Genomic DNA, 26254 nt, shown 5'->3' with positions numbered 1-26254 from the left:
GGCTAAAGCAACTTACCCGGATTGAGGATCCCCTTGGGATCGAGCGCACGCTTGATGGCGCGCATCATGTCGATCTCGACCGCGGACTTATGACGGACGAGAGCGTCCCGCTTCATTTGTCCGATTCCGTGTTCGGCCGAAATCGAACCGTCGAGTTGCGAAATAACTTCGAAGATCGCCTCCGACATCGTATCCCAAAGCGCGAGATACCGAGCGCGGTCCATCCCCTCGGGTTGGCTCACGTTGTAATGCAGGTTGCCGTCCCCGAAGTGTCCGAAGGGAACCGGCCGCGCACCTGGGCAAATGTCCTCGACGACAACGGCAGCGCGTTCGAGAAACTCTGGAATGCGCGCAACCGGCACCGAGATATCGTGCTTGATGCTTCCACCCGCGCCCTTTTGCGCTTCGGAAAAGGCGTCGCGTAAGCGCCAGAAATCCTCCGCCTGCCGAAGTGACCGCGTAATGGCGGCGTCGAGGATCAGTCCCTTCGAATGCGCATTCGTCAGCATTCGTTCGATCGTATTCGCGACGCGCGCCCCGGTCCCGCCATGCGAGAGCTCGATCAGCGCATACCAAGGATAAGCGTCCGTGAAGGGGTCGCGGAGACCCGGAACGTAGCTCAGCGCGAACTCTTGCGCGCGATGCGCCCAGAACTCGAATGCGGTGAGCGATCCTCCAGCTTCCGCTTCGGCCATCCGAAAGAGCCGGAGCGCATGTTGCGGCGATTGCAGCGCGACGATCGCCGTCTCCCGTTCCGCAGGCGTCGGAAAGAGCTTCACGCAAGCCGCCGTGATGACGCCGAGCGTACCCTCCGAGCCGATCAGAAGATCGCGCAGATCGTAACCGGTGTTGTCCTTCTTGAGCCGCCGCAAGCCATGCCAAACGCGGCCGTCGGCAAGAACGGCTTCAAGACCGAGCGTCAGGCTGCGCGCATTTCCATATGCGAGAACCGCTGTGCCGCCCGCGTTCGTCGCGAGCACGCCGCCGATTTGCGCGCTGCCTTCCGAAGCCAGGCTCAACGGAAAGATGCGCCCAGCTTCGTTGGCCGCGACCTGCGCCGCGTGCAGCGTGACACCGGCTTCGACGACCATCGTCCCGCCGGCCGCATCGACGTCGCGAATGGCTTTGAGACGGCCGAGGGACAGCACGATCTCATTACCCGCGGCCGATGGGATCTGTCCGCCGACCAACCCCGTGTTGCCGCCTTGCGGAACGATTGCAACGTTCTCGGCGTCGGCAAGCGCGAGAATGCGCGAAACCTCATCCGTCGAACCCGGACGGAGAACGACGGGCGTCTTACCGGTGTAGCGGTCCCGCCACTCGGTGAGATATCCGGCTTGGTCCTCGGCGCGCGTCAACGCATTCGCGTCGCCGACGATGTGTGCGAAGCGTCCGATCAGATCGTTGGATAAGGTCCGTGCTCGCACTTTGCCGTGCCTGCCTCACGCGATCGTTTGTCCGGTCTTCTTCCAGTCGTTGACGAAGGTGACGAGACCGGCATCCGTAAGCGGATGTTTCACCAGCGCCTTCAGAATGCTCGGAGGAATGGTCGCGACGTCGGCGCCGATGAGGGCCGCTTCCTTCACATGGTTCACCGTGCGGATCGATGCTGCAAGAATATCGGTCGAGAGATCCGGATAGTTGTCGTAGATCGCGCGGATTTCGCGAATGACGTCCATGCCGTTGAGACCGATGTCGTCGAGACGACCGATGAACGGCGAAACGAACGTCGCCCCGGCCTTCGCCGCGAGCAACGCCTGGTTGGCGGAAAAGCACAGCGTGACGTTCACCATCGTGCCGTCGCCCGTCAGAGCTTTGCAGGCTTTGAGACCGTCCAGCGTCAGCGGGACCTTGATGGTCACGTTCTTCGCGATCTTCCGCAGCACTTCGGCTTCCAGCATCATGCCGGCGTAGTCGGTCGCGGCGACCTCGGCAGATACGGGACCCGGCACCACCGCGCAGATCTCTTTGACGATTTCCTTGAAGTCGCGGCCGGCTTTGGCAACAAGTGACGGGTTCGTCGTAACGCCGTCCAGCAAGCCCGTCGCCGCCAACTCTTTGATCTCGGTCACGTCGGCGGTATCGACGAAGAATTTCATTTCTTTCTCCTCACCTCGTCCTTAAGTCTTGGCCCTGCCTTTGGTGCGCCGCAACTTCCCGGCAAACCTAGCACGACCGATTCTCGGAGGAAGCTTCTAGTCCGTTGAACGCCCCTTTGGATAGCCTGCTTCAAATTCTGGATAACAGCACCGTCGAGGCCGCCCGCAGCGTGCCTGTACTCATGCCTGTGGCGCTCGACCAGACCTACGACTATCTCGTGCCGGAAGGCATGGACGCCGCACCTGGCACGTTCGTGCTGGTGCCGTTTGGGCCGCAGACGCGCATAGGGATCATTTGGGACGGTCCGCGCGGCGAGGGTAAGCCCGTTGATCCGAAGAAGCTCAAGGCCCTGACGAGCCGCATTGACGCACCGTGCCTGCCCGAAATTTCGATGCGCTTCGCCGAATGGGTCGCGCGCTACACGCTGGCGCCGCTCGGCATGGTCGCGCGCATGATGATGAGCGCCGACGCCGCGTTCGAGCCGCCTAAACATCGTTTCGGCGTGTGCATCGTCGAAGGCGCGACCCCGCCGCCGAAAATGACCCAGGCGCGCACCCGCGTCATGGAAATCGCAGCCGATGGTCTTGTCCGTGCGAAATCCGATCTCGCAAATCTCGCCGGCTGTTCGACGGGCGTGGTCGATGGCCTCGCCGCTGCCGGCATGCTCGTCGAAGTGGCGATCCCCGAGCGGAGCTTTCCGCGACCGGAGCCTGGTCATGGAGAAACGGGCTTCACCGCCGATCAGACGCGTGCAGTCGAAAGCCTGCGCAGCGCCGTTGATGCCGCCAATTTCTCCGTCACCTTGCTCGACGGCGTCACGGGCTCGGGCAAAACCGAGGTCTACTTCGAGGCCGTAGCGCGCGCGCTCAAGGCGGGCGGCCAAACCCTCATTCTGCTCCCCGAAATTGCGCTGACGAGCCAGTTCCTCGACCGCTTCGCGCGCCGCTTTGGCGCGCCCCCTGTCGAATGGCATTCCGCACTCAGTCCAGCCGAACGCGGCCGCATCTGGAAAGGCGTCGCACGCGGAGACGTACGCTGTGTGGTCGGTGCGCGCTCGGCATTGTTCCTGCCGTTCTGCGAACTGGGCCTCATCGTCGTCGACGAAGAGCACGACCAGGGTTTCAAGCAGGATGACCGCGTCCACTATCAAGGGCGCGATATGGCCGTGGTTCGCGGCAACCTCGGAAAATTCCCCGTCATCCTCGCCTCCGCGACGCCGTCGATCGAGAGCCACGTGAACGCGCTCATCGGGCGCTATCGCCATGCCGTTCTCCCAGGCCGCTTTTCAGGCGTCGAAATGCCGGACGTATCGGCGATCGATCTCCGCTCCGAAAAGCTGGTACCGGGCAAATGGCTGGCTGAGCGTCTCGTTGCGTCGATGACGGAGACACTCGAAAAAGGTCAGCAAACGCTGCTGTTTTTGAATAGGCGTGGATACGCGCCGCTGACCTTGTGCCGATCCTGCGGCCATCGCCTTGAATGTCCGCAATGCACAGCCTGGCTTGTCGAGCATCGCTTCAAGAAAAAGCTGACATGCCACCACTGTGGCTTCTCGCTATCGCTTCCGGAGAAATGCCCGAAGTGCGCCGCGCCTGGTTCGCTTGTTGCCTGCGGCCCTGGTGTCGAGCGCGTGCAGGAGGAAGTCGCCGAGCGTTTCCCTGACGCGCGCGTCGCGCTGCTCTCGTCCGATCTCATTCCGGGATTGCCCGAGATGCGCGAGATGATACGCGGCATCGAAGCCCGCGAGTTCGACATCATCATCGGCACGCAGATCGTCGCGAAGGGCCATAACTTTCCGGGCCTCGCCCTCGTCGGCGTCGTCGACGGTGATTTGGGGCTGGCACACGGAGCCGACCCGCGATCCGCCGAACGCACGTTCCAGCTTTTGCATCAGGTGACGGGCCGCGCCGGACGAACGAGCTTCGTCGGCCGCGGCTTCGTGCAAACCTATTCGCCCGATCACCCGGTGATGACCGCAATCGTCGCCGGAGACCGCAACGCCTTCCTGAACTACGAGGTCAAGACGCGCCAAGCGGGCCTTCTGCCCCCCTATGGCCGGTTGGCGGCAATCATAGTCTCGGCACGCGACAAAGCGCTGACCGAGCAGGTCGCCCGCGAAATTGCGCGCCGCGCGCCCACGAGCGAAATGATTTCGGTGCTCGGTCCCTCCGAAGCCCCGATCGCCGTCGTCCGCGGCCGTCACCGCTGGCGGCTTCTCGTGAAAGCCCCGCGCGACGTCGATTTGCAATGCTATTTGCGGGCATGGGCTGGAATGATTCCAAAACTCAAGTCCGACGTCCGCATCACCGTCGATATCGACCCCTACAATTTCCTCTGATCCGGCTCTGATTTGACGCCGCCTTTCGAATGCGTGTGCGGCATGTTTGCCATAAGCAGCTGGGCTTACTGGCGAGCGCGTTTCCAATCATTCCGCCCGGTGCGCAAATCGTCTAAACGACGATGAGAGCCTTGCGGCTCCTGCGATTTCAACACCACGTACGAAAGTCTTTTATGCCCCTTCGCATTGCCGTCCAGATGGACCCGATCGATCGCATCGACATTAGCGGCGATTCGACGTTCGCCATACTCCTCGAAGCGCAGAAGCGCGGACATGATATTTTCTATTACACGCCGTTCGATCTCGCGTTGCACGGCGACAAGCTTCTCGCGCGCGGTCAGTCGTTGAAGGTCGAAGATAAGCACGGCGCGCACTACGCGCTTTCAAATCCGCGCATCGAAAATCTGGGCGACCTCGATGTCGTCCTGCTGCGGCAAGATCCGCCGTTCGACATGGCCTACATCACCACGACCCATCTGCTCGAACGCATCCACCCGAAAACGCTCGTCGTCAACGATCCGGCAAGCGTTCGCAACGCGCCGGAAAAACTGTTCGTCCTGGATTTCCTCGACCTGATGCCGCCGACGCTCGTCACGCGCTCGCTCGCCGACGTGCAGGCGTTCCGCGCCGAGTATAAGGACATCATCGTCAAGCCGCTCTACGGCAACGGCGGCGCCGCCGTATTCCGCATCAGACCGGAGGACGGCAATCTCGGCTCCCTCGTCGAGCTCTTTCAAACCGTGTTCCGCGAACCCTTCATGGTGCAGGAATTCCGCGCCGAGGTGAAGGACGGCGACAAACGCATCATCCTGGTCGATGGCGAAATCGCAGGCGCGATCAACCGCGTTCCCCAGGCCGGAGAAACGCGTTCGAACCTCCACGTCGGAGGCACCGCGCAGGCCGTTGAACTGACAGACCGCGACCGCGAGATCTGCGCCCGTCTCAAACCCGAATTGAAACGCCGCGGACTGATCTTCACCGGCATCGACGTCATCGGCCCGTACATCACCGAAATCAATGTCACGTCCCCGACGGGCATTCGTCAGGTGAAGAAGTTCGGCGGCAACGACATCGCCGCGATGATCTGGGACGTCATCGAAGACAAGAGAAGATCGCAAGCATGAACGCGCGTGTCGATATCAGGATGATGAAAGGCCAATTCACGATGAGATCGATCACGATCGCAAGCTTGCTCGCGGCGCTTTTGTTCGTTGCCCCCGCGTTGCCATGGAATGAAGCGCAGGCCGTTACCGCCTCACCGTTCGCGCCGCTGCTCGGGCGATGGTCGGGCATCGGCATGATTGGCTACAAGGAGAGCCCGGCCGAAAAAATCAAATGCCGCGCGACTTACCTTTTGACGGACACCGAGGACGAACTGAAACAGACGATCCGCTGCGCCACGGCGGGCGGCGCCGTCGAGATCGTCAGCAATGTGAAGGAGTCCGCCGGCAAACTGTCCGGGCATTGGAAGGAAACGATCCATAACTTCGAAGGCGACCTGATCGGCGACGTCACGCCGAAGGGCTTTCACGTCGTCATCCAAGGCACCGACGTTACCGCCAACATGGACATCGACGTCCGCAACGATAAGCAGGCGGTCGAAATCCAGTTCACGAATTCAAGCTTGATCGGCATGACGCTGGTGATGACGAAGGGGTGAGCGGCTTTTGAACTACTCTTTGGGATCTAATGCTTTGCGTTTAGGTGGCACATTGGTTGGCGCCGGCGGACGAGCAAAGCCAGCCGACGCCATAAAGTCTAAGCTGACTTCTTCAAGCGCAAAAGGGCCTCTTGCCGACTGCCCCGGTGACGATGCTCTTTCAGGACTTCGTTGACGCGGCCGCCATTGACGTCGAATTGTGCGGCGATCCGGCTTTGAAGTTCGCCAGCCCAACTCAAAAGCCAGATCTTAACAGCGTCTTCAAAGGTGAGCCGATGGCTCGGACTGCCGATAGTCTTCTTCATTAGCTACTCCATAAGAGTAGCCAGTTGAGGGCTTGACCGATTCAGCCGATTGATTCATCGTGCCGAAGCATACTAAGTTGCCGCCCTCAACCGGCGGTTGCAAATAAGCTTCGCACGTCTGATCACGTGCGGAGCTTTCTTTTTTGCTCGAAGTGATTCGAACGAGAAAACTATGAATGGACGCCTAAAATCCGTCAACAAATCAGCGGCAGATATTGGGGGTAGCATAGACAACAATTACTATATCTAGTATGGCTTGAATGTTCCCCCTTCGTTCTTGACTTTATCTCACCCCGCTGATTAGCTCTCCTTGGGGGAGCAAAATGTACGGTCAGATCTCCACGCTCGCGTTCATCGGCATCGAGGCACGGCCTGTCGAAGTGCAGGTCCGCGTGACCCCTGGAGCCGCCGCCTTCGCCATCGTCGGCCTGCCCGACAAGGCGGTGGCCGAAAGCCGCGAACGCGTCCGCAACGCCCTCCACGCCGTCGGTCTCGGGCTCCCCTTCAAGCACATCACGGTCAACCTCGCGCCCGCCGACCTGCCGAAGGAAGGCAGCCATTTCGATTTGCCCATCGTGCTCGCGATGATGTGCGCGATGGAGGCCATCGCGCCCGACGCCATCGCAGGCTATGCCGCGATCGGCGAACTGGCGCTGGACGGCTCGATACGCGCCGTGCCGGGCACGCTGCCGGCTGCAATGGGCGCCAACGCCATCGGCAAGGGTCTCATCTGCCCCGCAGCCTCGGGCCCCGAAGCGGCGTGGGCGAGCGAGGACCTCGCCATCCTGGCGGCCCCGCATCTCCTGTCGCTCGTCAATCACTTCAAGGGCACGCAGACGCTGTCGCGGCCCGAGCCCAACGTCCTGCCGACGCAGAGCTATGCGGCCGACCTCCGCGATATCAAAGGCCAGGAAACAGCCAAGCGCGTCTTGGAAATAGCAGCGGCGGGGAACCACAACCTGCTGATGATCGGGCCGCCCGGCTCCGGCAAATCGATGCTCGCCTCGCGCCTGCCGTCGATCCTTCCGCATCTGCAACCCGAAGAGATCCTTGAAGTCTCGATGGTGCATTCGCTCGCGGGCGAGCTCGTCGGCGGCAAGCTCACGGTCGAACGCCCATTTCGCGCGCCGCATCATTCGGCGAGCATGGCCTCGCTCGTCGGCGGCGGCTCGCGCCCTCGCCCCGGCGAGGTCTCGCTTGCGCACCATGGCGTCCTCTTTCTCGATGAGCTGCCCGAGTTCCAGCCGAACGTGCTTGACGCTTTGCGCCAGCCGTTGGAGTCGGGCGAAACCGTCATCGCTCGCGCGAACCACCGTATTGCCTACCCCTCCCGCATTCAGCTGATCGCGGCGATGAACCCGTGCAAATGCGGGGGCAGCAATCCCGGCGAACCGTGCCGTCGCGGTCCGCGCTGCGCTGGCGATTATCAGGCGCGCGTGTCGGGGCCGCTGCTGGACCGCATCGATCTGCAGATCGAGGTCCCGGCGATATCAGCGGCTGATCTTGTTCTGCCCGCGCCGTCCGAAGGAAGCGCCGAAGTCCGCTCTCGCGTCGCCGCGGCTCGCGATCGTCAACGCACGCGCTTCGCGGCGCTGGGCGCAAAAGGCGTCCGCACGAATGCCGATTGCTCGGCAACGCTTCTCGAACAGACGGCGACGCCCGATGAAGCGGGCGTGGCGCTGCTCCGCCATGCGGCCGGAACTCTTGGATTATCGGCGCGAGGTTTTCACCGCACGCTCAAGGTCGCTCGAACGATAGCGGACCTGGAGAGTTGTGAGACAGTGGCTCGCGCTCATGTCGCGGAAGCCCTGAGCTATCGAGGGGAGACCTTGCGGCAAGTCAGAGTATCGTGAAGTCGAGAATGGTGAAGAAAATGGAGTTTCAGAAATCGTCGGTCATTCATGCCGCTGAATACGACGCTGCTAGCCGGACGCTGGACATCATTTTTTCGAACGGCAGCTGCATCACCTACTTCGGGGTGCCGGGCCGGGAATACGAGGGGCTCGTCAACGCTGCGTCCGTCGCGGAATATTTCAAGACCCGCATTCGCGGCCGCTACGCATGCGAAGAGTGCGTTGAAACGCGCCGCTGGCGATCAACGAAAAACGCCGGGACACGAAGGTCCCGGCGCACAATTCACTGACTTGGGCCACGAACGTTAACGTGTCGGCTCAGCCGAAAGCAGACTTGACGCCGGCCTGCATCGCCGCGGCCTGAGCGGAATTCCGCAATAGGCACGCGATCGTCATGGGGCCAACGCCGCCGGGAACCGGCGTGATCGCGCCTGCGACCTTCGCGCACTCTTCGTAGGCAACGTCGCCGACGATCTTCGTCTTTCCGTTGTCCGACGGAACGCGATTGATGCCGACGTCGATGATGGTAGCGCCGGGCTTGATCCAGCTTCCCTTGACCATTTCCGGAATGCCGACGGCGGCGATGACGAGATCGGCGGCCCGAACGACGTCTTCAATGTTCTTCGTGCGCGAGTGCGCGATCGTCACCGTGCAGTTTTCCCTGAGCAGCAGCGCCGCAACCGGCTTGCCGACGATGTTCGAGCGGCCAATGACGACTGCATTGAAGCCCGACAGGTTCGAATGCACGCTCTTCGCGAGGATGACCGAGCCGGTCGGCGTGCAAGGGACGAGTGCGCGTTCGCCAACCCAAAGCCGGCCGACGTTCACCGGGTGAAAGCCGTCGACGTCCTTGTCGGGGCTGATCAGGTTCAGCACCTTCTCGGCGTTGATGTGCTTCGGTAGCGGCAGCTGCACGAGAATGCCGTGGCAGGACGGATCGTCGTTGAGCTTCTGAACGAGCGACAGCACGTCGGCCTCGGGCGTTTCAGCCGGAAGGCGATGCTCCCAGGAGTTCATGCCGACTTCGACGGTCTGCTTGGCCTTGTTCGCAACGTAGACCCTGCTGGCCGGATCTTCGCCGACAAGCACGACGGCAAGTCCGGGCTTCAGGCCATGTTCTTTCTGAAGACGCGCGACCTCGGCCGCCACTTCAGCGCGGACCTTCGCCGCAATCTCTTTCCCATCGATGATCTGCGCCACGGACATTCCCGTCTTTCCTCCTCGTTCGCCTATTTTCTCAATTCGTTTGTTCGTTCTTGCAGTAGCCGTTCAAGCGTCTCCGGATCGCCGGAAATCCTCAAGGATTTGAGCCGCGACTTGCCCCCCGTTGCGAGCGAAACCGAGCTCTTGGTCACTCCGAGCCAGCGGGCGGCCAGCTCTTCGAGCGCCCTGTTGGCGGCTCCATCCTCGGGAAGTGCGCGGACACGCGCCTGAAAGGCCGGACCGTCGGGGGTTTCGACGATCCCGTCAATCGCCTCTTTGGAAGATTTCGGCGTCAGCCGAAAGTGCGCAATGACGCACGCGCTCCCATGCCGCCAGGCCTTGCGAGCCGGCGGCTGGCAGCTCGGCCGGCTGATCACACGACCGCCTTGGCGATATTCGGAAGAATGACCGTCTGGATGAAATAGCAGAGCAGCAACAGAATAACGGGCGAAATATCGAGACCGCCCAAGTTGGGAAGCGCGTTCCGGATGGGCCGCAGCAGCGGTTCCGTCACCGCATTCAACCCCTGCCAGATCGAACGCACCATGGGGTTGTAGGCGTTGATGACCCCGAAGGCCATGAGCCAGCTGACGATCACCACGGCGATGACGACGTAAGTGTAAAGAGTGATGAGATAACTGATAAATTGCAAAAGCTCGAGCATTCGTCGTCCCACAGTTGTCGACCGTTGCGCCATGTAGCCCTGACGACCAGCGCGCCGCAAGTAGTTGATCCCGCTTGCTTGGGACTTGGCTGGTAGGCAGGAGTAAAAGCGGCGTGGCGAGCGGGCTCCGCGCGACGCGCTTTCTTGACAATGAAGGAGGCCAAATTTTAAATGCCCGACCATTGGGGCCGTAGCTCAGATGGGAGAGCGCTGCAATCGCACTGCAGAGGTCAGGGGTTCGATTCCCCTCGGCTCCACCAGGTAACCGCTAAGTTACTGATATCGTTAACTTGGCAACCATATCAAGCACTTATGCCCGACGTTTGGTCACTCGCGTGGTATACACAAGGGCATGAAACCAGTGTCTCAAACTCTCCATCTGCAGAAGCGCGGCGACGTCTACCACTACTTCCGGCGCGTGCCGAAGCACCTTGTACCGATCATCGGCAAAAGCTTTCTCAAACGCTCGCGAAGACCTGAAGGCGGACGCGCTTTTTGCAGACGCGGAAAAGGGATCGATTGCCCAACTCCGTGGGAGTGCCTCAAAGCACAACCAGCCACCGATCTCGATGCTCATCGAACACCTGCGTCGAACGATAGAACAGCTCGACAAACGGTCGGCTGAGAACTTCGCGAATGATCCTCCGGCGAACCGTGAGGAGATTGATGAGGTTTGGAAAGATGCTGATCAGGCTCTTTCAATTCTCCTCAATCCGGCAGACCCTCGGCGCGATCAATGGATCAGTCATTTCGAAGACCGAGTGTTCGCTGAGACGGAGATAGGGCCCCGGAACTCAACAGACCTCCGCGCAGCTATCGGACGCCGTTCGCCGCGGTTTGATCGAACTGACCCGTCGCAAGATTGCGAGATTGGAGGATCGGAACGAACGCCTGTTTTATGATGTCTTGTTCGACCCAAAGCTCCCATCGGTTACCTCGCTTGGCGAGCTAACCAGCATTTACTTGGCGGAAAAAACAGAAGCATACGGCCACAACAACGTGAGCCAGAAGCGGACGGATAAGATTCGGTCCGCCGTCTCGACTCTCCTTGAGATGCTCGGCGCCGATTTGCCGGTCCACACCATCGACGACGATATCGTCCAACGCGTTCGCAGTTTTCTAGCTCAGACGCCGAAGAACAGGCTGAAGATCTATCCGAAATTTGCGTTCCAAGATGCGATCGAAAAGGCAGCCAAGGAAGAAAAGCCGACACTTCACCGCCGACGCAGCAGGTGTATCTCGACGTTCTTCGAGAGGTGCTTGATGTTGCAGTCCGAAAGAAGTTCCTTCCGGCCAATCCGGCGATCGGCGCACGGCCGATCAAAAAGGATTCAGTTCCTGCCGCGCAGAAGCGCCGCCCCTGGTCTAGGCAACAAATCAAGGACTTCTTCGAGGGAAAGTTCTATCAGAGCTGTGCGCCGGGAGTGGCCGAGCCGTACGACAAGCCCGATAGAGCTTGGCGCTTCTGGCTTCCATTGATTATGTTATTCAGCGGCGCCCGTCCGAACGAGATCGCGCAGCTTCACGTCAAAGACGTACAGCGCACTCCCACTGGAACTTGGTTTCTCGATCTCGCTGACGAAGCGGGTGAAGATGGCAAAAGCCTGAAAACAATTTCTAGCCGAAGACGCGTCCCGCTTCATCCCGAACTGATACGCTTCGGTTTCTTGGACTTTGTGAAAGTCCGTAAGAGTTCGATGGCCGAGCACGGGCCGCGCCTCTTTCACGAATTGAAAGCGAACAAGTACGGTAACCTAGCATGGTACGCCGCACGTCGGTTCAACGAGGTCTTCGTTCCCGCGGAAATCCAGCTCGACGCGCGCCAGAGTCCCTTTCCCCTTGCTCGCCTTCGCTTTCCGGACGAGCACCTTCTGCGTCGAGTGAAAACTGTTCTGAGTTTGCAACACGACCTTGGAAAGAGCTTGATGCGGCAATCGCTATAAGCCAATTGGCCTGATCTTTAAGCACTTGTCATTTTCGTAAGGTACGCGGTTGCCCGGGGGCTTCGGGGGATTTCGAAGCTCACGGCGTGACCCGGCCGGGCGTGCCCTTTCGTTCTGCGTAATTGGGGCAACAGGAGATTCCTCGTGTCTAGTAATGCGTTCATGGCCGGCGCCACGCGCCGCGCCAACTGGCTTCGTGCGTCCGCAAGCATGCTTGCAATCTCTGCTGTCATGGGGGCGGCGCCGAATTCAGCCTATGCAGATGCCTGCACCGTCGGGCCGTTCGGAATGTCACTTGCTTGCGGAGACGGCGCCTCGGCAGACGCTCAGGGCGCCACAGCCATCGGCAATGGAGCCACGGCCAACTTCAGCAATGCGACCGCGGTCGGCGACGGAGCTGTTGCGGGCACCGAGGACACCACAGCCGTTGGCGCAGGATCTTTGGCCGAAGGTCCGGAATCGACGGCCGTCGGGCAAAACGCCAAAGCTACCGGCGGCTTTTCCACGGCTACCGGAAAGGACTCGCTGGCCGACAAGATCAATTCGACGGCAACGGGCCAGAACGCCAAGGCCACCGGCAATAACTCGACTGCCACCGGTCAAGGCGCGCTGGCGAGCCAGCAGAACTCAACCGCCAACGGTCAGGGGGCAGAGGCCACGGGCGTTGCCTCGACGGCAGTAGGACAGGGTGCCAAGGCCTCCAACATACAGACGACCGCGGTCGGACAGGGTGCGGGTGCCTCCGGCCTCTACTCAACCGCCGTTGGCGAAAACGCGCAGGCGACGAAGCAGTCCGCGACAGCGCTCGGCACCGACTCTAAGGCGACGGGCAACTATGCGACGGCACTGGGCAAACAGGCGACAGCATCTGGCAGCAACTCGACGGCCTCAGGCTATGCGGCCAATGCGACGGGCAGTTCCTCGACGGCAACCGGTTCGTTCGCTCAGGCGACGGCCGACCGCGCGACGGCGACCGGTGTGCTGGCTCGCGCTACGGGCGTAGGCTCGACGGCGACCGGTCAGAACTCGAGCGCCAGCGGAGTTCTTTCGACCGCAAACGGTGATGGTTCTCAGGCAAGTGGCGAGAACGCGACGGCGCTTGGCCAGGGCGCGCAGGCAACCGGCAATAACTCCACTGCCACCGGCCAGGACAGCAATGCGACTGGCGTTCGCTCCACGGCAACAGGCCAGGGTGCAAATGCCTCAGGCGAAGAGGGCACTGCCACCGGCGCCGGCGCACAAGCGACGGGACAGTACGGCACGGCGACGGGCGTTGACGCCAATGCGTCCGGTGCGAAGTCTACGGCGACCGGCAATGGTTCAGTAGCTTCCGGAGAGAATAGCACGGCGACAGGTATGTGGTCTCAGGCTACTGGCCAGAACTCCACCGCTACTGGTTATGAAGCTAACGCAAGCGGTGACTGGTCAACTGCCAACGGCCACGGTGCGGACGCGACCGGCCGCAATACGACAGCGCTCGGTGCGGAATCGGCGGCACTCGGAGAGCAGTCGACGGCTGTCGGTAAAGCATCCTCGGCACAGGGAGACTTCAACACGGCAGTCGGGACCCTAACCGTGACGCAGGAGAAGAACTCTTCCGCGTTCGGTGACAATGCTCGCGCGACGAAGGAGAATTCGACCGCCCTCGGTCAGAATTCGACGGCCTGGAATACAAACGCCACCGCTGTAGGCCAGGGCTCCAACGCCGCTGGCGCCAACTCGTCAGCATTCGGTCAAGGCGCAGCGGCCGACAAGATCAACTCCACGGCAACGGGGCAGGGCGCGCAAGCAACCGGCAACAACTCCACCGCCACCGGCCAGGGCGCCGTGGCGAGCCAGGAAAACTCGACGGCCAATGGTCAGGGAGCGCAGGCGACCGGCGTGTGGTCAACGGCTGTTGGTCAGGGCGCTGAGGCATCGAACCTACGCACCACTGCCGTCGGCCAGGACGCCAGCGCAAGCGGGCTCTATTCCACGGCTGTCGGCCAGAACGCGGAGGCGACGAAGCAGTCGTCAACGGCGCTCGGCTCCGACTCCAAGGCAACGGGCGACTATTCGAGCGCGCTCGGCACTCAGGCCAAGGCATCGGGCAGCAATGCGACGGCGTCGGGCTATGCGGCCAACGCCAGCGGCAGCTCGTCGACGGCAACCGGCTCCTTTGCGCAAGCGACGGGCGATCGCGGAACGGCGACAGGCGTTCTCGCGCGCGCAACCGGTACCGGCGCGACGGCCACCGGCCAGAACTCCGCTGCGAGTGGAGATCTCTCGACGGCGATCGGCGATGGGGCGCAGGCCTCCGGCGAAAATTCCACTGCGCTTGGCCAAGGCGCCTCTGCCACGCACGCCAATTCATCGGCGATCGGACAGGGCGCTGCGACGACGCGCGACAATCAAGTGGCGATCGGCGGCGCGAGCAACACCTACACACTCGGTGGTATCTCGTCGGATGCGAGTCGTGCGGCCCAGAGTGGGCCGGTTAATTTCGTGACCTCGGATTCCTCGGGCAATCTCGCGACGCGTACGGCTGCCGACATGGGTCTTGCGACATCGGGCGATATCAGTGCGCTCAATGCGCAGATTGGCGGACTGCATAAGCGCGACCAGGAGCTGGCTGAGGGCATCGCCGTTGCGCTCGCTCTCTCGCCGCCGATCTTCCAGGGCAACCAAACGTTCGCCGCCCGCGTCGGCTGGGGCAACTTCGATGGCTCTAGCGCTCTCGGTGTCAGCCTTGCGGGCGTCCTTAACCGCGGCGGCTTTGGCGCTAACAGCTCGGTCGTTGTCGACGGCGGCATCGGCTTCGGAACCACAGAGGGCACCGTCGCCGGCAAAGCTGGCGTGACCTTCGGCTTCTGATCGCCGAAGACGAAAAGAGATTAGGAACGGTGGCGGCCCGAAGGCTGCCGCCGTTTGCGCACGTTCATCACGAGGGCTAATCATTCATGCGTATTACCCAGGCGATCGTGTTGGCAGCGGCACTCGTCGCGACATGTCCCGCGGCTGCACAGGTTTCCACGCCGCAAAAGCCTGCCGCAACCAAGCCGAAGGCCGCGACACCGGACCAGAACCAGAATGCCGGACGCCTTCCAGTGCCCTCCGCCGAAAAGCTGGTTCTCCTGGTGCGCTTATCATTGTTGACGCTCAACGATGCGCTGCAGACTGGCAACTACACCGTCTTGCGCGACCGTGCTGGCCCATCCTTCAACCGCAATAACACTGCCGCCCAACTTGGACGCATTTTCGCACAGCTGGAAAATCAGAACCTCGATCTCTCGGCTGTCGCCATGCAGATACCGACGCTGACCGCGGCGGAAGTCTCGGACGCCCAGCCACTGTTACACATCGCCGGATTTTTTCCCGGTCAAGCCGGTCAGTTAAGTTTCGACCTGACCTACGAGCCGTACGCCGGCCACTGGCGTCTGTTCGGAATTTCGGTCTCTGAACTTCCGGCAACCGTTGCAGGCACTCAGGCGAAGCCAACAAATCCCGCTAAAGACTCCAAGAGCGGAAAGCCATAGCTCGCGGCGACGAAGACTGCTGCTCATTTGAATCGAGGAGCTATTCCAAAGTCAGGATTAGACGCTTCGCAGTTCTACAATCCGCTGTCTGCAAACCCTCCACAAATTGTTCGAACACTGGCTTAAGAAGTTCTCGAGCGCGCTTGCGCTGCCCTTGAGCGAATGTCAGCTGTGCTAGGTCGATTGCAGCGCGCAATTCCCAGGATCGCGCGCTCTGGCCGCGGCTCAATCCGAGCGACCGAGTGAAACAATTTTCTGCGTCTTTAAGATTAGGTTCCGGCGTCGAGCAAACTAATTTGCCTTTCACTCGCCATAGCTCCGGCATGTAGCAAAGGTCTCCGTTCGCCTCGACCGACGCAATCGTCTCGTCAATCAGCGTCATCGCTTCTCTGGAACGCCCGATTGCCACGAGACCTTCGGCGAGGCCCATGTTGAACGGTGTGGTATGCAATTCGTAGCGGGCAGCGTGGAGCTTTTCCAGACAGCGCTGAAGGCTATCAACTCCCTCGCTGGCATCTCCTCGGCAGATGGCCAACTTGGCTTCGAAGCCACGTCCCAACGCCAAATAGGGCGCGAGGGAATGAGAGTGAGCATGCGATATTAGCCAATCGGTGTACTTGCCGGCGCTCTCGATATCACCGGTCCAAAGGAATACCGAGACGGCCCAGATTAACGCAATGGACAGCGTTACCGGATGGTCCATGTGCGCGGCGTCTTTTACGGTTTGACGCGCGACTTCCATGGCCTGCTCCGGAAAACCTTGCAGCCACAGCGTCCTTGCCAGTGTAGCGCTCGCCAAATTGTGACCATCGAAGCCGAGATAAATCGTACTCGTCCGGTTGGAGCCCCGCCCAGAGTGCAGCGCAGCCTCCAACGCTAAGCGGGCCCCGCCGAGATCGCCGATGTGGTGAAGCGAAATGCCTAAAAGCGAATGTGCCAATGCGCGCGTCGCGAGATTCTCGATGCCTGGCAGGCCCGCGACACCACGCTTCGCATATTGGAGAGCGGTTTTGAAATCGCCAATGCGCAGATAATACATCTGCAGCAGGCCAAACAGCTGCAATTGGTTTAGAGCGTCGCCTCGGTCTTCGGCGATCGCAAGGCTTCGGTTCAGGGCCACGCGCGCCTTTTCGTTGCCCCCGCTTGTGAACATCAACGACATTCCCAAGGCCGCCTGCAAGTGCATCTCCTCGCGCCCCCCGCGCGTAGTGTCGTCAAGCGCTTGGATCGCTCGTTCCGACCAACGCTGGCATTCTGTCAGAAGGGACAGCGCCAGAAATATTGGCGCGCCAGCAGCGGCGACTTCGACGCCGGTTTTAGCATTGCCGTTGGCGCCGAACGCCCAGTCGAGCGCGGCGCGGACATTACCGAGCCCGGCAAGAAAAGGCGCCCGTTCGGCCGCGCTTGATAGCGTCCGCAATTCCGTCTCGGTCTGCTCCAGCCATCGCCGAGAGTAGGCTGCGTGGCGGGCAGCAAGGTCGTCGAATTCTCCGTCGCTTGCGCTAATACCGAGCGCGTAAGCACGCGTTGTCTCCAGGAGCCTGTAGCGCATTGTGGCTCCCGCCGGTCGGGTCGCGATCATAGACTTTGCAACAAGACTATCGATGGCGCTAAAGACGGTCGCCTGATTGATTTCCGGGCTCGTCACCAAAGAGAGCGCCGCTTCGATCGTGAATTGGCCGACGAACACGGCGAGCCGGCAGAGCACGAGGCGCTCGGGTTCCGTGAGCAGCCCATAACTCCAATCAAGAGTTGCCTGCAACGTCTTTTGGCGCGGAGGCGCAGTCCGCTGTCCTTGCCAAAGCAGCGTCAGGCGCTCGTCGAGAAGCGCGGCGGTCTGCTGAAGGCCGTAGGCTTCGACGCGTCCGGCAGCCAGTTCAATCGCCAACGCGACGCCGTCGAGTTTTCGACAAATGCCTGCGATGATCGTCGCGTCCCGGTCGCTAAGGTCGAGGCGCACACCTGTCGCTGCGGCGCGTTCCACGAACAGCTCGGTCGCGGGGAACGTCATCGCCATAGCAGCGGTGAGACCCGGAGCGTCAGGTGGAAAGGTGAGGGGCATCAATCTCTGAACCTGCTCGCCTTCAACCCTCAAGGCTTCGCGGCTGGTCGCCAGAATATGGAGCTGCGGCGCGGCGGGAAAGATCGAAGCAAGCAGGTTTGCGACGGCCTCGATGACGTGTTCGCAATTGTCGAGGATCAGAAGAAGACGCTTGTCGTGCAAATAGGCAATAAGACCGGGCGTCGGATCGTCGGAATGAATGGGGATGCCCAGCATGGACGCTACGGAAGCCGGCACCATGGACGGGTCGTCGAGCATTCCGAAGTCCACGAAGAGAACCGCCCGGTCGAAAGCCTCTAGTAGATCGTGTGCAACAGCGACGGCGACGGTGGTCTTTCCCACACCTCCCGGACCGACAATCGTGACGAAGCGCGTCGCGGCGAGTTGGCGAGTTAGCGTGGCGACGTCATCTGCCCGCCCAACCATCCGCAACAAGCGGCTGGGGAGAAATGTGACACCAGGGAACGGTCCGGTTGTTGCTTGCCCGTTTGCTTCTCTATCGATCGTTTGCGTGACCGGCGCGACGAAGCAATAACCCCGACCTGCAAGCGTGGTGATGTAGCGCGCGCCGTCCTGTCCATCACCGAGCGCTTTGCGAAGGGCCGTAATGTGAAAGCGCAGGCTGCCCTCTTCCACGATCACGTCGGGCCAGACTTCCGCCATGAGCTCTCGCTTGCCCATGACTTCGTTGGGGCGGGATGCCAAAGCGATCAAGGTGTCCAACGTTCTCCCGCCCAGCTCGACTGGAACGCCGTCTTTGGTAAGGAGCCTTTCGCTAACGACCAGCCGAAATGGGCCGAACGACAGCACGTTTCGAACCAGCGTTTCCGGCTTCATCATGACATTCCAATCCTAGCTGCCGGTTCTCGGCAGCATCTTAGGTAGCGGTTCAATGCCCGAGCATCACATCCGTTGGGTGCAACCCAGTTGACGTGTGCCCCGGGGCGGACCCGACCCGTGTCCCGGGATAAACAGATGCACTAACAACTTCTCACAACCCCTAACGGGCGTCGGCGAGCTTCCTCTGCTTGAGTGTCGCGAGTGAGTAACCGGTCGCGTCCGGCCGCGCTTGCCATGCTTTTTGACTTAGGAGAATGCTTATGTCTGTCATATCAGCATCGCCCGATTGGGGCAGCGCTGCGTCGCTATCGTCAGCCATGTTTCTCGCGGTTTCTGTCGCGGCATGCGGCCTCGGACTTCTTCCGCGGCAAGCTCTCGCGATCGAAGATACCTCGATCCGCCCGTTTCACGTCAACGTTCCGGAAAATACCCTGGTTGATCTTCGCAATCGCGTCCTGGCGACACGGTGGCCCGAACGAGAAACAGTCTCCAATCAATCGCAAGGAGTGCAGCTCGCCAAGCTTCAGTCTCTCGTCCGTTACTGGGGGACGACCTACGATTGGCGTAAGGTCGAGACTAGGTTGAATGCCCTGCCGATGTTCGTGACCAAGATCGACGGACTCGACATTCAGTTCATTCATATCCGTTCCCGTCATCCCAACGCTATGCCCCTCATTATCACGCATGGCTGGCCGGGCTCCATCCTCGAGCTTGTCAAAGTCATCAGTCCTCTAACCGACCCAACTGCCTACGGCGGCCGGCCTGAGGATGCATTTGATCTCGTTCTGCCATCAATGCCTGGCTACGGCTTCTCGGAGAAGCCCCAGGGCCCGGGCTGGAATCCCGATCGCATTGCGCGCGCCTGGGACGTGCTCATGAAGAGGCTCGGATATACGCACTATGTGTCTCAAGGTGGCGACTGGGGTTCGGTGATCGCGGATGCGATGGCGCGTCAGAAGCCGTCGGGGTTGCTCGGTATTCACGTCAACATGCCGGCTACCGTGCCGGCCGAAGTTGCTAAAGCCATGAAGGATGGCGATCCAGCACCGGCAGGTTTGTCGGCCAATGAGAAGGCGGCGTTCGAGCAGCTCGATACCTTCTTTATGAAGAACGGTGCCTATGGTGCGATGATGAGCACGCGCCCACAAACCGTGGGTTACGGATTGTCGGATTCGCCCGCCGGCCTCGCCGCCTGGATGTACGACAAGTTCAACCAGTGGACCTATAGCGGCGGCGACGCCGAGAAGTCCCTTTCCAAAGATGAGATGCTCGACGACATCACGCTTTATTGGGTCACGAACAGTGCGATCTCTTCTGCCCAACTCTACTGGGAGAACAACAACAACAACTTCAATGCAGTGGAACAGAAGACAAGCGATATAGCGATCCCAGTCGCCGTTACTGTCTTCCCTGGCGAGATCTATCGTGCCCCTCGTAGCTGGACTGAACGTGCCTATCACCACCTCATCTATTTTAACGAGGTCGACAAGGGCGGTCACTTTGCAGCCTGGGAACAGCCCGAACTCTTCGCCGCCGAGCTTCGCGCCGCGTTCAGATCGCTGCGCACAGAACAAGACTGATTGATTTCAACAATTCACCGACAAACGAGATCAAAAAGGACGCTGCATGTCTGATACTGAAAAAGTGCTGTACACGGCACAGACCCACACGACCGGAGGCCGCGAACACGGCGTTTCGCGTAGCTCAGATGGCCGGCTCGATATAAGACTTTCGATCCCGGGTTCCGCTGGTATCGGCACCAATCCCGAACAGTTGTTCGCGGCCGGCTGGTCGGCTTGCTTCGAAGGAGCTATGGGAATCGCCGCCCGAAAAATGAAGATCACACTCCCGGACGATCTTGCAATCGATGCCGAAGTCGATCTGAAAATGGCTGGAGACGCTTACTTTCTCGCAGCTCGCCTTGACGTCAACTTGCCGGGTTTGGACCGCGACATAGCGTTGAAATTGGTCGAGGCAGCACACCAGACGTGCCCCTATTCCAAAGCCATACGCGGCAACGTCGCTGTCGAGATCAATATCATCTGAACTACAGGCCTGCCTGAAAATTTTGGGCAGGCCTCGCCAAGGCGGATATCAACTCAACCGACGAAATTCGCCACGGATAGCTTCGTCATGAGATCGAATGAGAGAAAACAAATGAATGCCATCGCCCAACTTCTCGGCCGCTCAGGCCTCCTGAAGCCTGACCTCGATTACAACCTGCTCCGCGCCGCAATGGTGATCATCTTCGCGTGGTTCGGATACGACAAATGGTTCGAATCGGAGATCAGAGGGCTGTTGCCTATCATTACCCATGGCCCGCTCATCTCCTGGACGATCCCGGTGTTGGGAATTGGCGGCACCGCCATTTTCCTCGGCGCCTCTGAATGGATCTTTGGCACGTTGCTGCTTCTGGGTTTCTGGAACAAGAAGGCCGGCATGCTCGGCGCGCTCGGTGCCACCGTCACCTTCATCTCTACCCTCACGGTCATGCCGTTCGTGCCAGACGCGTGGGATGCCGGCGCCGGAGGCTTTCCGGCGATGACAATAAATTCGGCCTTCCTTCTGAAGGATCTGGTGCTGCTCGCCGTCTCTATCTACCTTCTGAAGCAAGACGTTCAACGCGTCGTCGATGAAGACGCTCCAAGGCTGCCTGCCGGTGCGAACGTGAAGGCTTGAGTCGGCCGCCGGCGCTCAGGCCGCGCATCTGAACGGCTACCATCCGCCTTGATGTCGAAGAACCAGGGTAGGCAATTCTGTGGGCCACCCAATCCCCTTGGGATTGGGTGTAGTACCCGGGGGTGACAACTACCCCCGGGAGGTGCCGATCCTTAAGTGGCACAAGCTGATGAAGGATGCGGAAGCATTCGCCGCCAACGTCCTGTTCAAGTTGCTGATTAAAACTCATCGATGTCTGCTTTTCTCCGCGTCGCGGACTTCGACGCCCAACGCTCAGTCACGGCCGTCATCAAGTTCGCGGATGTCGGCTGTTGGGATCGACCGTCGATCGACCTTCAGCCGTTCGCATTCTGTCGCGATCGTTTGAAAGCCGCCGTCAGCCTGATGGCGTTCAGGGCCAGAAGCCGACACGCAGCACAAATACTGTGGCAAAAAAGGACTTGGTGGCGCTCTGGACGTGCACATTCGGAATGGAACCGTTCCAAGCGAAGACCGTTTAGCGGGGCAATCACGGGTAGCACCAGCAAATTCTTGAGTTGGCTGCCTTTGCGGCGACCTGCACGAAGCCGATCAGCATCGGGAAAACCACCAGCACTTTCACGGGTTGTGAGCGACATGGCGCGAGATCGCAACGAATTGTCAGGTGTGCAGACGATCGAGGTCGCTGGCCATCATTACCGCATGCCTGAGCGCCGCTCCGATGGCAGCGATGCGGACGATACTGGCGCTTGGCCGGAGATCGGACTTCTCGGCACAAAACTCTGTCCCCGGAAAAAAATGATAGCGCTGCCCAGGCGACAGATCTGCCGCCATCACGACGTCGAGCAGCGCCGCCTGCGGCCGCTACGGTAGGCCGTCGATGTTAGACGTGGCCGACATGGGCGATCGCGGCAGTCTCGACCGGAGGCCTCATCATAAGGCCATGGCGCATTCCCGAGGCAGTATGGGCAGTGCTCGGCGCTATTGCGCTTGTGGTTCTTGGCTTGATTCTGCCAGGCGATGCGATGAGAGGCGTCGCCAAAGGCAGGGACGTCTATCTATTCCTCGTCGGCATGATGGTTCTGGCGGAACTCGCCCGCGAGGAAGGTTTGTTCGACTGGCTGGCGGCACTCGCAGCAGTCCAGGCCAGAGGCTCCGCGGGGCGATTGTTTGCGCTGATCTACGTCGTCGGGACGTTCGTCACAGTTTTTCTCTCGAACGACGCGACGGCCGTGGTGCTCACGCCTGCCGTCTATGCTGCCGCCAAAGCCGCAAAGGCCGAACCGCTTCCCTATCTTTTTGTCTGTGCGTTCATTGCCAATGCGGCTAGCTTCGTTTTGCCAATCTCCAATCCTGCCAACCTCGTGATCTTCGGCGATCACATGCCGCCACTGCTAACTTGGCTTTCGCGCTTTGCCCTGGCATCTGTTCTATCAATTGGGGTCACCTACATAGTGCTGCGATGCACGCAAGCCCGAGCGTTGCGCAAACCCGTAGCACGGAACATCGAGGTGCCCCGGCTGTCCAGTTCCGGACGGATGTCAGCTTTTGGCATCGCCGCGACAGCGGTCGCTTTGCTTCTGGCGTCAGCGTTCAACGTGCAGCTGGGATGGCCGACATGCCTCGCCTCTGTCATCACCCTGGCGATCGTCGCCGCCAGCAAGCGCTCATTCCCCGGCCATGTTCTACGTAGCATCTCGTGGTCGGTGCTGCCCCTCGTCGCGGGTTTGTTCGTCCTAGTCGAAGGCTTGGGGCATACCGGCCTTCTGCAATCCCTCAGCCAGCATCTGCATGAAGCCGCCGCCGCGTCGCCGTCAACAACGGTGTGGGGCTCAGGCGTCGGGATCGCTTTCCTGAGCAACCTGATGAACAACCTTCCGGCCGGCCTCATTGGCGGAGAATCGGTCCACACAGCCAATGTGCCGGACGCGGTGCAAAGCGCCATTCTGATCGGCGTTGATATTGGTCCCAATCTATCTGTGACCGGTTCCCTGGCGACCATCCTCTGGCTGACGGCGTTGCGGCGCGAAGGCCAGGCCGTCAGTGGATGGACGTTTCTCAAGCTCGGCATGCTCGTGATGCCACCCGCGCTTGTCGCAGCTCTCGCCGGCGCATTCCTTTTCATCTGATTATTTCACCGGAGACCAAGTTTATGCAGAACATCAGTGCCGCGTGGCTCTATCCGCTCATCATCATCGCCGGCGCGTTGCAGGCATGGGGTCCGCCGATGAACGGCGCCCTGCGCAACGCATTGACCAACCCCTGGCTGGCAAGTCTTGTGTCCTTTTTGCCGATCGTCGCGGGGCTCGGCATTCTCGTATTGTGCCTTCCCCGGCCGATGCCAACGATCGAAGGTCTGAACGCGATGCCCTGGTGGGCACCTCTCGGCGGTATTGTGGGGGCCTTTGCTGTCATAGCTGGTCTTCTTTTCGTCAATAAGGTCGGCGCCGGCGCATTCGCCGGTTTGACGATCACGGCCAATATCCTCATGTCGCTGGCGATCGATCACTTCGGCCTGTTCGGCATCGAGACGCACGAGCTGAACCCCGGGCGGTCTCTCGGGGCGGCCCTCATGGTGGTGGGCATCGCTTTGATCGCCAAGTTCTGAAGCGTATATACGCCGCCGCCTGTTCGAGGCGGACACAGCCTCGTCTGCACCCTTGTCCGGCGAATGCGCTGGCCCGCATCGCTCAAGTCGACAGCCGCTCTTAGTCCGAAACCAGACTTTTGCTAGAAGAAGTTTGACTGCTCCTTTGGGCCACAAGCGGGCATCAGCTGACTGGCAGTCGGCAACACCGGTCACGTCGCCGACCACGTCTGCTCACAAGGAAAATGCTGCCGTCAAATTCTTTTCTGCGATCTCGATGGCACCATCGACCTCGATGCCGAGATAAGGCTAACGCTGGCACTTTTGACGCAAAGCGGGATCGGCGATTTAGATGACGTCAGGAAGGTGCGGTACCTAGAGCACCTCTCCGGGTTGGTGGTGCGCTGTCCTTTGTGAGACTGTACTCGGCCGCCAGGAAATCGATGAAGCCACGTACCGACGGCAGCAATCCGCGCCGCGTTGGAAACACCGCGTGCACAATACCGATCTGCGGTTTCCAGTCAGGCACGACATCGACGAGTTTGCCGGACGCAATGTGCTCATCCACAACCATGTTCGGCAGTTTGACGACGCCGACGCCGGCTAGCGCTGCATACAGGAGCTGCGCCATGTCGTCGGTGACGAGGCGCGGCTTGTGCGTAACGCGAACTGATGCTCCGTCGGGACCGTAGAGTTCCCAGATATGTTTCCCGAGCGCTGGGAAGAAATCGAGGCTCGGCAACGCCACCAGATCGGCAGGCACCAATGGCGGCGTTCTTCCATCGAGCAGATCGGGACTTGCCACGATACGCTGCGTGCTTTCGCCAAGCGTTCGCATCACGAGGTCGGTTGGCTCGAGGGGCGGAAAACGGACGCGAAGCGCGACATCAACGCCCTCGCCGATGAGATCGATGTGCCGGGACGTCGACTCGAGTTCGACGGTTACGCGTGGATTGGCCGCCATATATCGTGCGATCATCGCGCCAACTTCGAAGCAGACGAGGGCTGGCGGGGCGCTGACCCGGATCAGGCCCTGCGGCCCCGAGCGCGACCGTTCGATGGCGTCCTGGGCTGCGCCCGCCTCGACCAGCATGGCCACGCAATGCCGGTAATATTCTTGGCCGATCTCGGTGACGGTGAGCTTGCGGGTCGAGCGCTGGAGTAGCCGCACGCCAACGCGCTCCTCCAATTCGATGATGTGGCGGCTGAGCTTCGACTTCGGCATGCCAAGAGCGCGCCCGGCGGCCGCGTAGCCGCCATGGTCCACCACCTGGACGAAGTAATAGAGATCATTGAGATCCTGCATGCCCAATTGTCCCAAATATGGGACGGACTGGTCAAGATCTGTGAGCTACTCCGGCAATCGTCCCGCACATATCTTCTTTTCAGATGTGCCCGGCATGTTCTGGGCTCGCAAAGGAGACGACGCATGAGACAGATCCTCGGCATCCACAGTGCCCCTCGCCAGCATTGGGTCGGTGACGGGTTCCCCGTTCGCACCATGCTTTCGCACCATGACCAGGGCACTCATATCAGCCCATTTATCATGCTAGACTATGCCGGCCCGGCGAAGTTCGAGCCCACGACGGACCGACGCGGCGTCGGCCAACATCCGCACAAGGGCTTCGAAACTGTCACGGTCGTGTACGACGGTGAGGTGGAGCACCGGGATTCAACGGGAGCTGGTGGCCTGATCGGCCCCGGTGACGTGCAGTGGATGACGGCCGGCTCGGGCATTCTGCATGAGGAATACCATTCGCCAGCCTTTGCGAAGAAGGGCGGCCGCTTCGAGATGGTGCAGCTCTGGGTCAACCTGCCGGCCAAAGACAAGCCGGTGAAGCCTGGCTACCAAACCCTGCTCGCTGCCGACATCCCGACGGTCACACTCCCGAACGCCGCAGGTCGTCTGCGTGTCATCGCGGGCGGTTTCGGTGACGCGAAAGGACCGGCGCGCACATTCACGCCGATCAACATTTGGGATGCACAGCTCAACCGCAGCAAGACGGCGACGCTCGAAGTCCCGGAGGGGCACACGCTTTCTGTCCTCGTACTGGCGGGCAAGGTCGAGATCAACGGGCAGGAGATCGTCAGTGAGGCGCAGACGGCGATCCTCAGCCAAACCGGCGGCGGTATCACCATCGCGGCCAATGGCGACGCCAAGCTGCTGGTGTTGAGCGGTGCGCCGATCGACGAGCCCGTGGTCGCGCACGGTCCGTTCGTGATGAACACCGTCGGCGAGATCAAGCAGGCCATGCTCGATTTCCAGACGGGCAAGTTCGGCGCAATCGGCAAAGCAGAAACGCAATAACTGGTAGCGGCTACCGCCTTCAGGCTGGAGCCGCTTCCTTTCGCTGCGGCGACGGGATTCGCCGCCGTTATTGGCCCTGAGCGCCATCAGGTTGACGGCGGCTTCCAGGTCGTTGTGACAGAGTGCGGACTGCAGCCCGACCGGCGGTCATCCCCCTAGCCGACGTTCGATTGATGTCCAGCGCGGGCAGCATCGGCATCGATAGACATTCCTGCTTT

Annotated in this window: 23 protein-coding genes and 1 tRNA gene; 15 read left to right on the top strand and 9 right to left on the bottom strand. The window is 60.7% G+C overall.

Translation table 11 applies throughout. The features are described 5' to 3' along the window. Window positions 1-2: 2 nt before the first annotated feature. Together AACL53_RS19820 and fsa are read right to left on the bottom strand one after the other, a co-directional pair. Window positions 3-1427, bottom strand: coding sequence for an FAD-binding oxidoreductase (locus AACL53_RS19820; RefSeq protein ID WP_339086308.1), 1425 nt, complete (start codon window positions 1425-1427; stop codon window positions 3-5). A gap of 15 nt (window positions 1428-1442) precedes the next feature. After that, window positions 1443-2099, bottom strand: coding sequence for a fructose-6-phosphate aldolase (gene fsa, locus AACL53_RS19815; RefSeq protein WP_339086307.1), 657 nt, complete (start codon window positions 2097-2099; stop codon window positions 1443-1445). Between the two features lie 104 nt (window positions 2100-2203). Between fsa and AACL53_RS19810 the strand changes: the two genes are divergently transcribed. The 3 genes from AACL53_RS19810 to AACL53_RS19800 all read left to right on the top strand — a co-directional run bounded on the left by AACL53_RS19810 (window position 2204) and on the right by AACL53_RS19800 (window position 6098). Continuing rightward, window positions 2204-4438 carry a primosomal protein N' gene (locus AACL53_RS19810; RefSeq protein ID WP_339086306.1) on the top strand — a complete coding sequence of 745 codons (2235 nt, stop codon included), beginning with the start codon at window positions 2204-2206 and terminating at the stop codon, window positions 4436-4438. A 173-nt stretch (window positions 4439-4611) separates the two neighbouring features. Then, entirely contained in the window at window positions 4612-5562 is a 951-nt protein-coding gene (gene gshB / locus AACL53_RS19805; RefSeq protein WP_339086304.1) for a glutathione synthase, read from the top strand. After that, complete coding sequence (locus tag AACL53_RS19800) at window positions 5559-6098, top strand: hypothetical protein (protein ID WP_339086302.1); 540 nt, start codon at window positions 5559-5561, stop codon at window positions 6096-6098. The genes gshB and AACL53_RS19800 overlap by 4 nt, the downstream gene beginning before the upstream one ends. Window positions 6099-6196: 98 nt before the next feature. Here AACL53_RS19800 and AACL53_RS19795 read toward each other — a convergent pair whose 3' ends face one another. After that, complete coding sequence (locus AACL53_RS19795; protein ID WP_339086301.1) at window positions 6197-6403, bottom strand: hypothetical protein; 207 nt, start codon at window positions 6401-6403, stop codon at window positions 6197-6199. Window positions 6404-6726: 323 nt separating this feature from the next. On the opposite strand from AACL53_RS19795, the gene AACL53_RS19790 reads away from it, so the two are divergent. Then, the gene (locus tag AACL53_RS19790) at window positions 6727-8256 is read left to right on the top strand and encodes a YifB family Mg chelatase-like AAA ATPase (RefSeq protein WP_339086299.1); all 1530 of its coding nucleotides are present in this window, start codon (window positions 6727-6729) and stop codon (window positions 8254-8256) included. Window positions 8257-8264: 8 nt separating this feature from the next. Further along, the gene (locus AACL53_RS19785; protein ID WP_339086297.1) at window positions 8265-8546 is read left to right on the top strand and encodes a KTSC domain-containing protein; all 282 of its coding nucleotides are present in this window, start codon (window positions 8265-8267) and stop codon (window positions 8544-8546) included. Window positions 8547-8574: 28 nt separating this feature from the next. On the opposite strand, the gene folD is transcribed toward AACL53_RS19785, so the two are convergent. Genes folD through AACL53_RS19770 form a run of 3 tightly spaced genes read right to left on the bottom strand, consistent with a single transcriptional unit; the run spans window position 8575 to window position 10123 of the window. After that, a complete protein-coding gene (gene folD / locus AACL53_RS19780; protein ID WP_339086296.1) occupies window positions 8575-9462 on the bottom strand; it encodes a bifunctional methylenetetrahydrofolate dehydrogenase/methenyltetrahydrofolate cyclohydrolase FolD in 888 nt (295 codons plus the stop codon). Between the two features lie 23 nt (window positions 9463-9485). Next, window positions 9486-9836, bottom strand: coding sequence for a DUF167 family protein (locus AACL53_RS19775; protein ID WP_339086294.1), 351 nt, complete (start codon window positions 9834-9836; stop codon window positions 9486-9488). Then, window positions 9833-10123, bottom strand: coding sequence for a YggT family protein (locus AACL53_RS19770; RefSeq protein WP_339086292.1), 291 nt, complete (start codon window positions 10121-10123; stop codon window positions 9833-9835). The genes AACL53_RS19775 and AACL53_RS19770 overlap by 4 nt, the downstream gene beginning before the upstream one ends. 184 nt (window positions 10124-10307) lie before the next feature. On the opposite strand from AACL53_RS19770, the gene AACL53_RS19765 reads away from it, so the two are divergent. The 4 genes from AACL53_RS19765 to AACL53_RS19750 all read left to right on the top strand — a co-directional run bounded on the left by AACL53_RS19765 (window position 10308) and on the right by AACL53_RS19750 (window position 15581). Next, window positions 10308-10383 (top strand) — tRNA-Ala (locus tag AACL53_RS19765). 972 nt (window positions 10384-11355) lie between these two features. Continuing rightward, on the top strand, window positions 11356-12066 hold the full coding sequence (locus AACL53_RS19760) for a hypothetical protein (RefSeq protein ID WP_339086291.1): 711 nt from the start codon (window positions 11356-11358) through the stop codon (window positions 12064-12066). A 144-nt stretch (window positions 12067-12210) separates the two neighbouring features. Next, complete coding sequence (locus AACL53_RS19755; RefSeq protein ID WP_339086290.1) at window positions 12211-14919, top strand: hypothetical protein; 2709 nt, start codon at window positions 12211-12213, stop codon at window positions 14917-14919. Window positions 14920-15005: 86 nt separating this feature from the next. Further along, window positions 15006-15581 carry a hypothetical protein gene (locus tag AACL53_RS19750; protein WP_339086289.1) on the top strand — a complete coding sequence of 192 codons (576 nt, stop codon included), beginning with the start codon at window positions 15006-15008 and terminating at the stop codon, window positions 15579-15581. 40 nt (window positions 15582-15621) lie between these two features. Here AACL53_RS19750 and AACL53_RS19745 read toward each other — a convergent pair whose 3' ends face one another. Continuing rightward, the gene (locus AACL53_RS19745; protein ID WP_339086287.1) at window positions 15622-18483 is read right to left on the bottom strand and encodes a winged helix-turn-helix domain-containing protein; all 2862 of its coding nucleotides are present in this window, start codon (window positions 18481-18483) and stop codon (window positions 15622-15624) included. 260 nt (window positions 18484-18743) lie between these two features. Between AACL53_RS19745 and AACL53_RS19740 the strand changes: the two genes are divergently transcribed. The 3 genes from AACL53_RS19740 to AACL53_RS19730 all read left to right on the top strand — a co-directional run bounded on the left by AACL53_RS19740 (window position 18744) and on the right by AACL53_RS19730 (window position 21162). Further along, the gene (locus tag AACL53_RS19740) at window positions 18744-20063 is read left to right on the top strand and encodes an epoxide hydrolase family protein (RefSeq protein WP_339086286.1); all 1320 of its coding nucleotides are present in this window, start codon (window positions 18744-18746) and stop codon (window positions 20061-20063) included. 46 nt (window positions 20064-20109) lie between these two features. Then, window positions 20110-20529: an organic hydroperoxide resistance protein gene (locus tag AACL53_RS19735; protein WP_339086285.1), complete on the top strand. Its 420-nt coding sequence runs from the start codon at window positions 20110-20112 to the stop codon at window positions 20527-20529. Window positions 20530-20640: 111 nt separating this feature from the next. Then, window positions 20641-21162: a YkgB family protein gene (locus AACL53_RS19730; RefSeq protein WP_339086284.1), complete on the top strand. Its 522-nt coding sequence runs from the start codon at window positions 20641-20643 to the stop codon at window positions 21160-21162. Between the two features lie 639 nt (window positions 21163-21801). Here the strand turns inward: AACL53_RS19730 and AACL53_RS19725 are convergent. Beyond that, entirely contained in the window at window positions 21802-21975 is a 174-nt protein-coding gene (locus tag AACL53_RS19725; RefSeq protein WP_339086283.1) for a hypothetical protein, read from the bottom strand. A gap of 71 nt (window positions 21976-22046) precedes the next feature. Here AACL53_RS19725 and AACL53_RS19720 point away from each other — a divergent pair, with 71 nt between their 5' ends. Then, on the top strand, window positions 22047-23270 hold the full coding sequence (locus tag AACL53_RS19720) for an arsenic transporter (protein WP_339086992.1): 1224 nt from the start codon (window positions 22047-22049) through the stop codon (window positions 23268-23270). Between the two features lie 23 nt (window positions 23271-23293). Beyond that, a complete protein-coding gene (locus tag AACL53_RS19715) occupies window positions 23294-23749 on the top strand; it encodes a DMT family transporter (protein WP_339086282.1) in 456 nt (151 codons plus the stop codon). Between the two features lie 337 nt (window positions 23750-24086). On the opposite strand, the gene AACL53_RS19710 is transcribed toward AACL53_RS19715, so the two are convergent. Beyond that, entirely contained in the window at window positions 24087-25034 is a 948-nt protein-coding gene (locus AACL53_RS19710; protein ID WP_339086281.1) for a LysR substrate-binding domain-containing protein, read from the bottom strand. 123 nt (window positions 25035-25157) lie between these two features. Here AACL53_RS19710 and AACL53_RS19705 point away from each other — a divergent pair, with 123 nt between their 5' ends. Next, a complete protein-coding gene (locus AACL53_RS19705; RefSeq protein ID WP_339086279.1) occupies window positions 25158-26036 on the top strand; it encodes a pirin family protein in 879 nt (292 codons plus the stop codon). Window positions 26037-26254: the final 218 nt, after the last annotated feature.

It is taken from the genome of Hyphomicrobium sp. ghe19, assembly GCF_902712875.1.
Classification (GTDB): domain Bacteria; phylum Pseudomonadota; class Alphaproteobacteria; order Rhizobiales; family Hyphomicrobiaceae; genus Hyphomicrobium_B.
The sequence above is the reverse complement of the archived record's forward strand: the minus strand, read 5'-3'. Positions and strand labels throughout refer to the sequence as shown.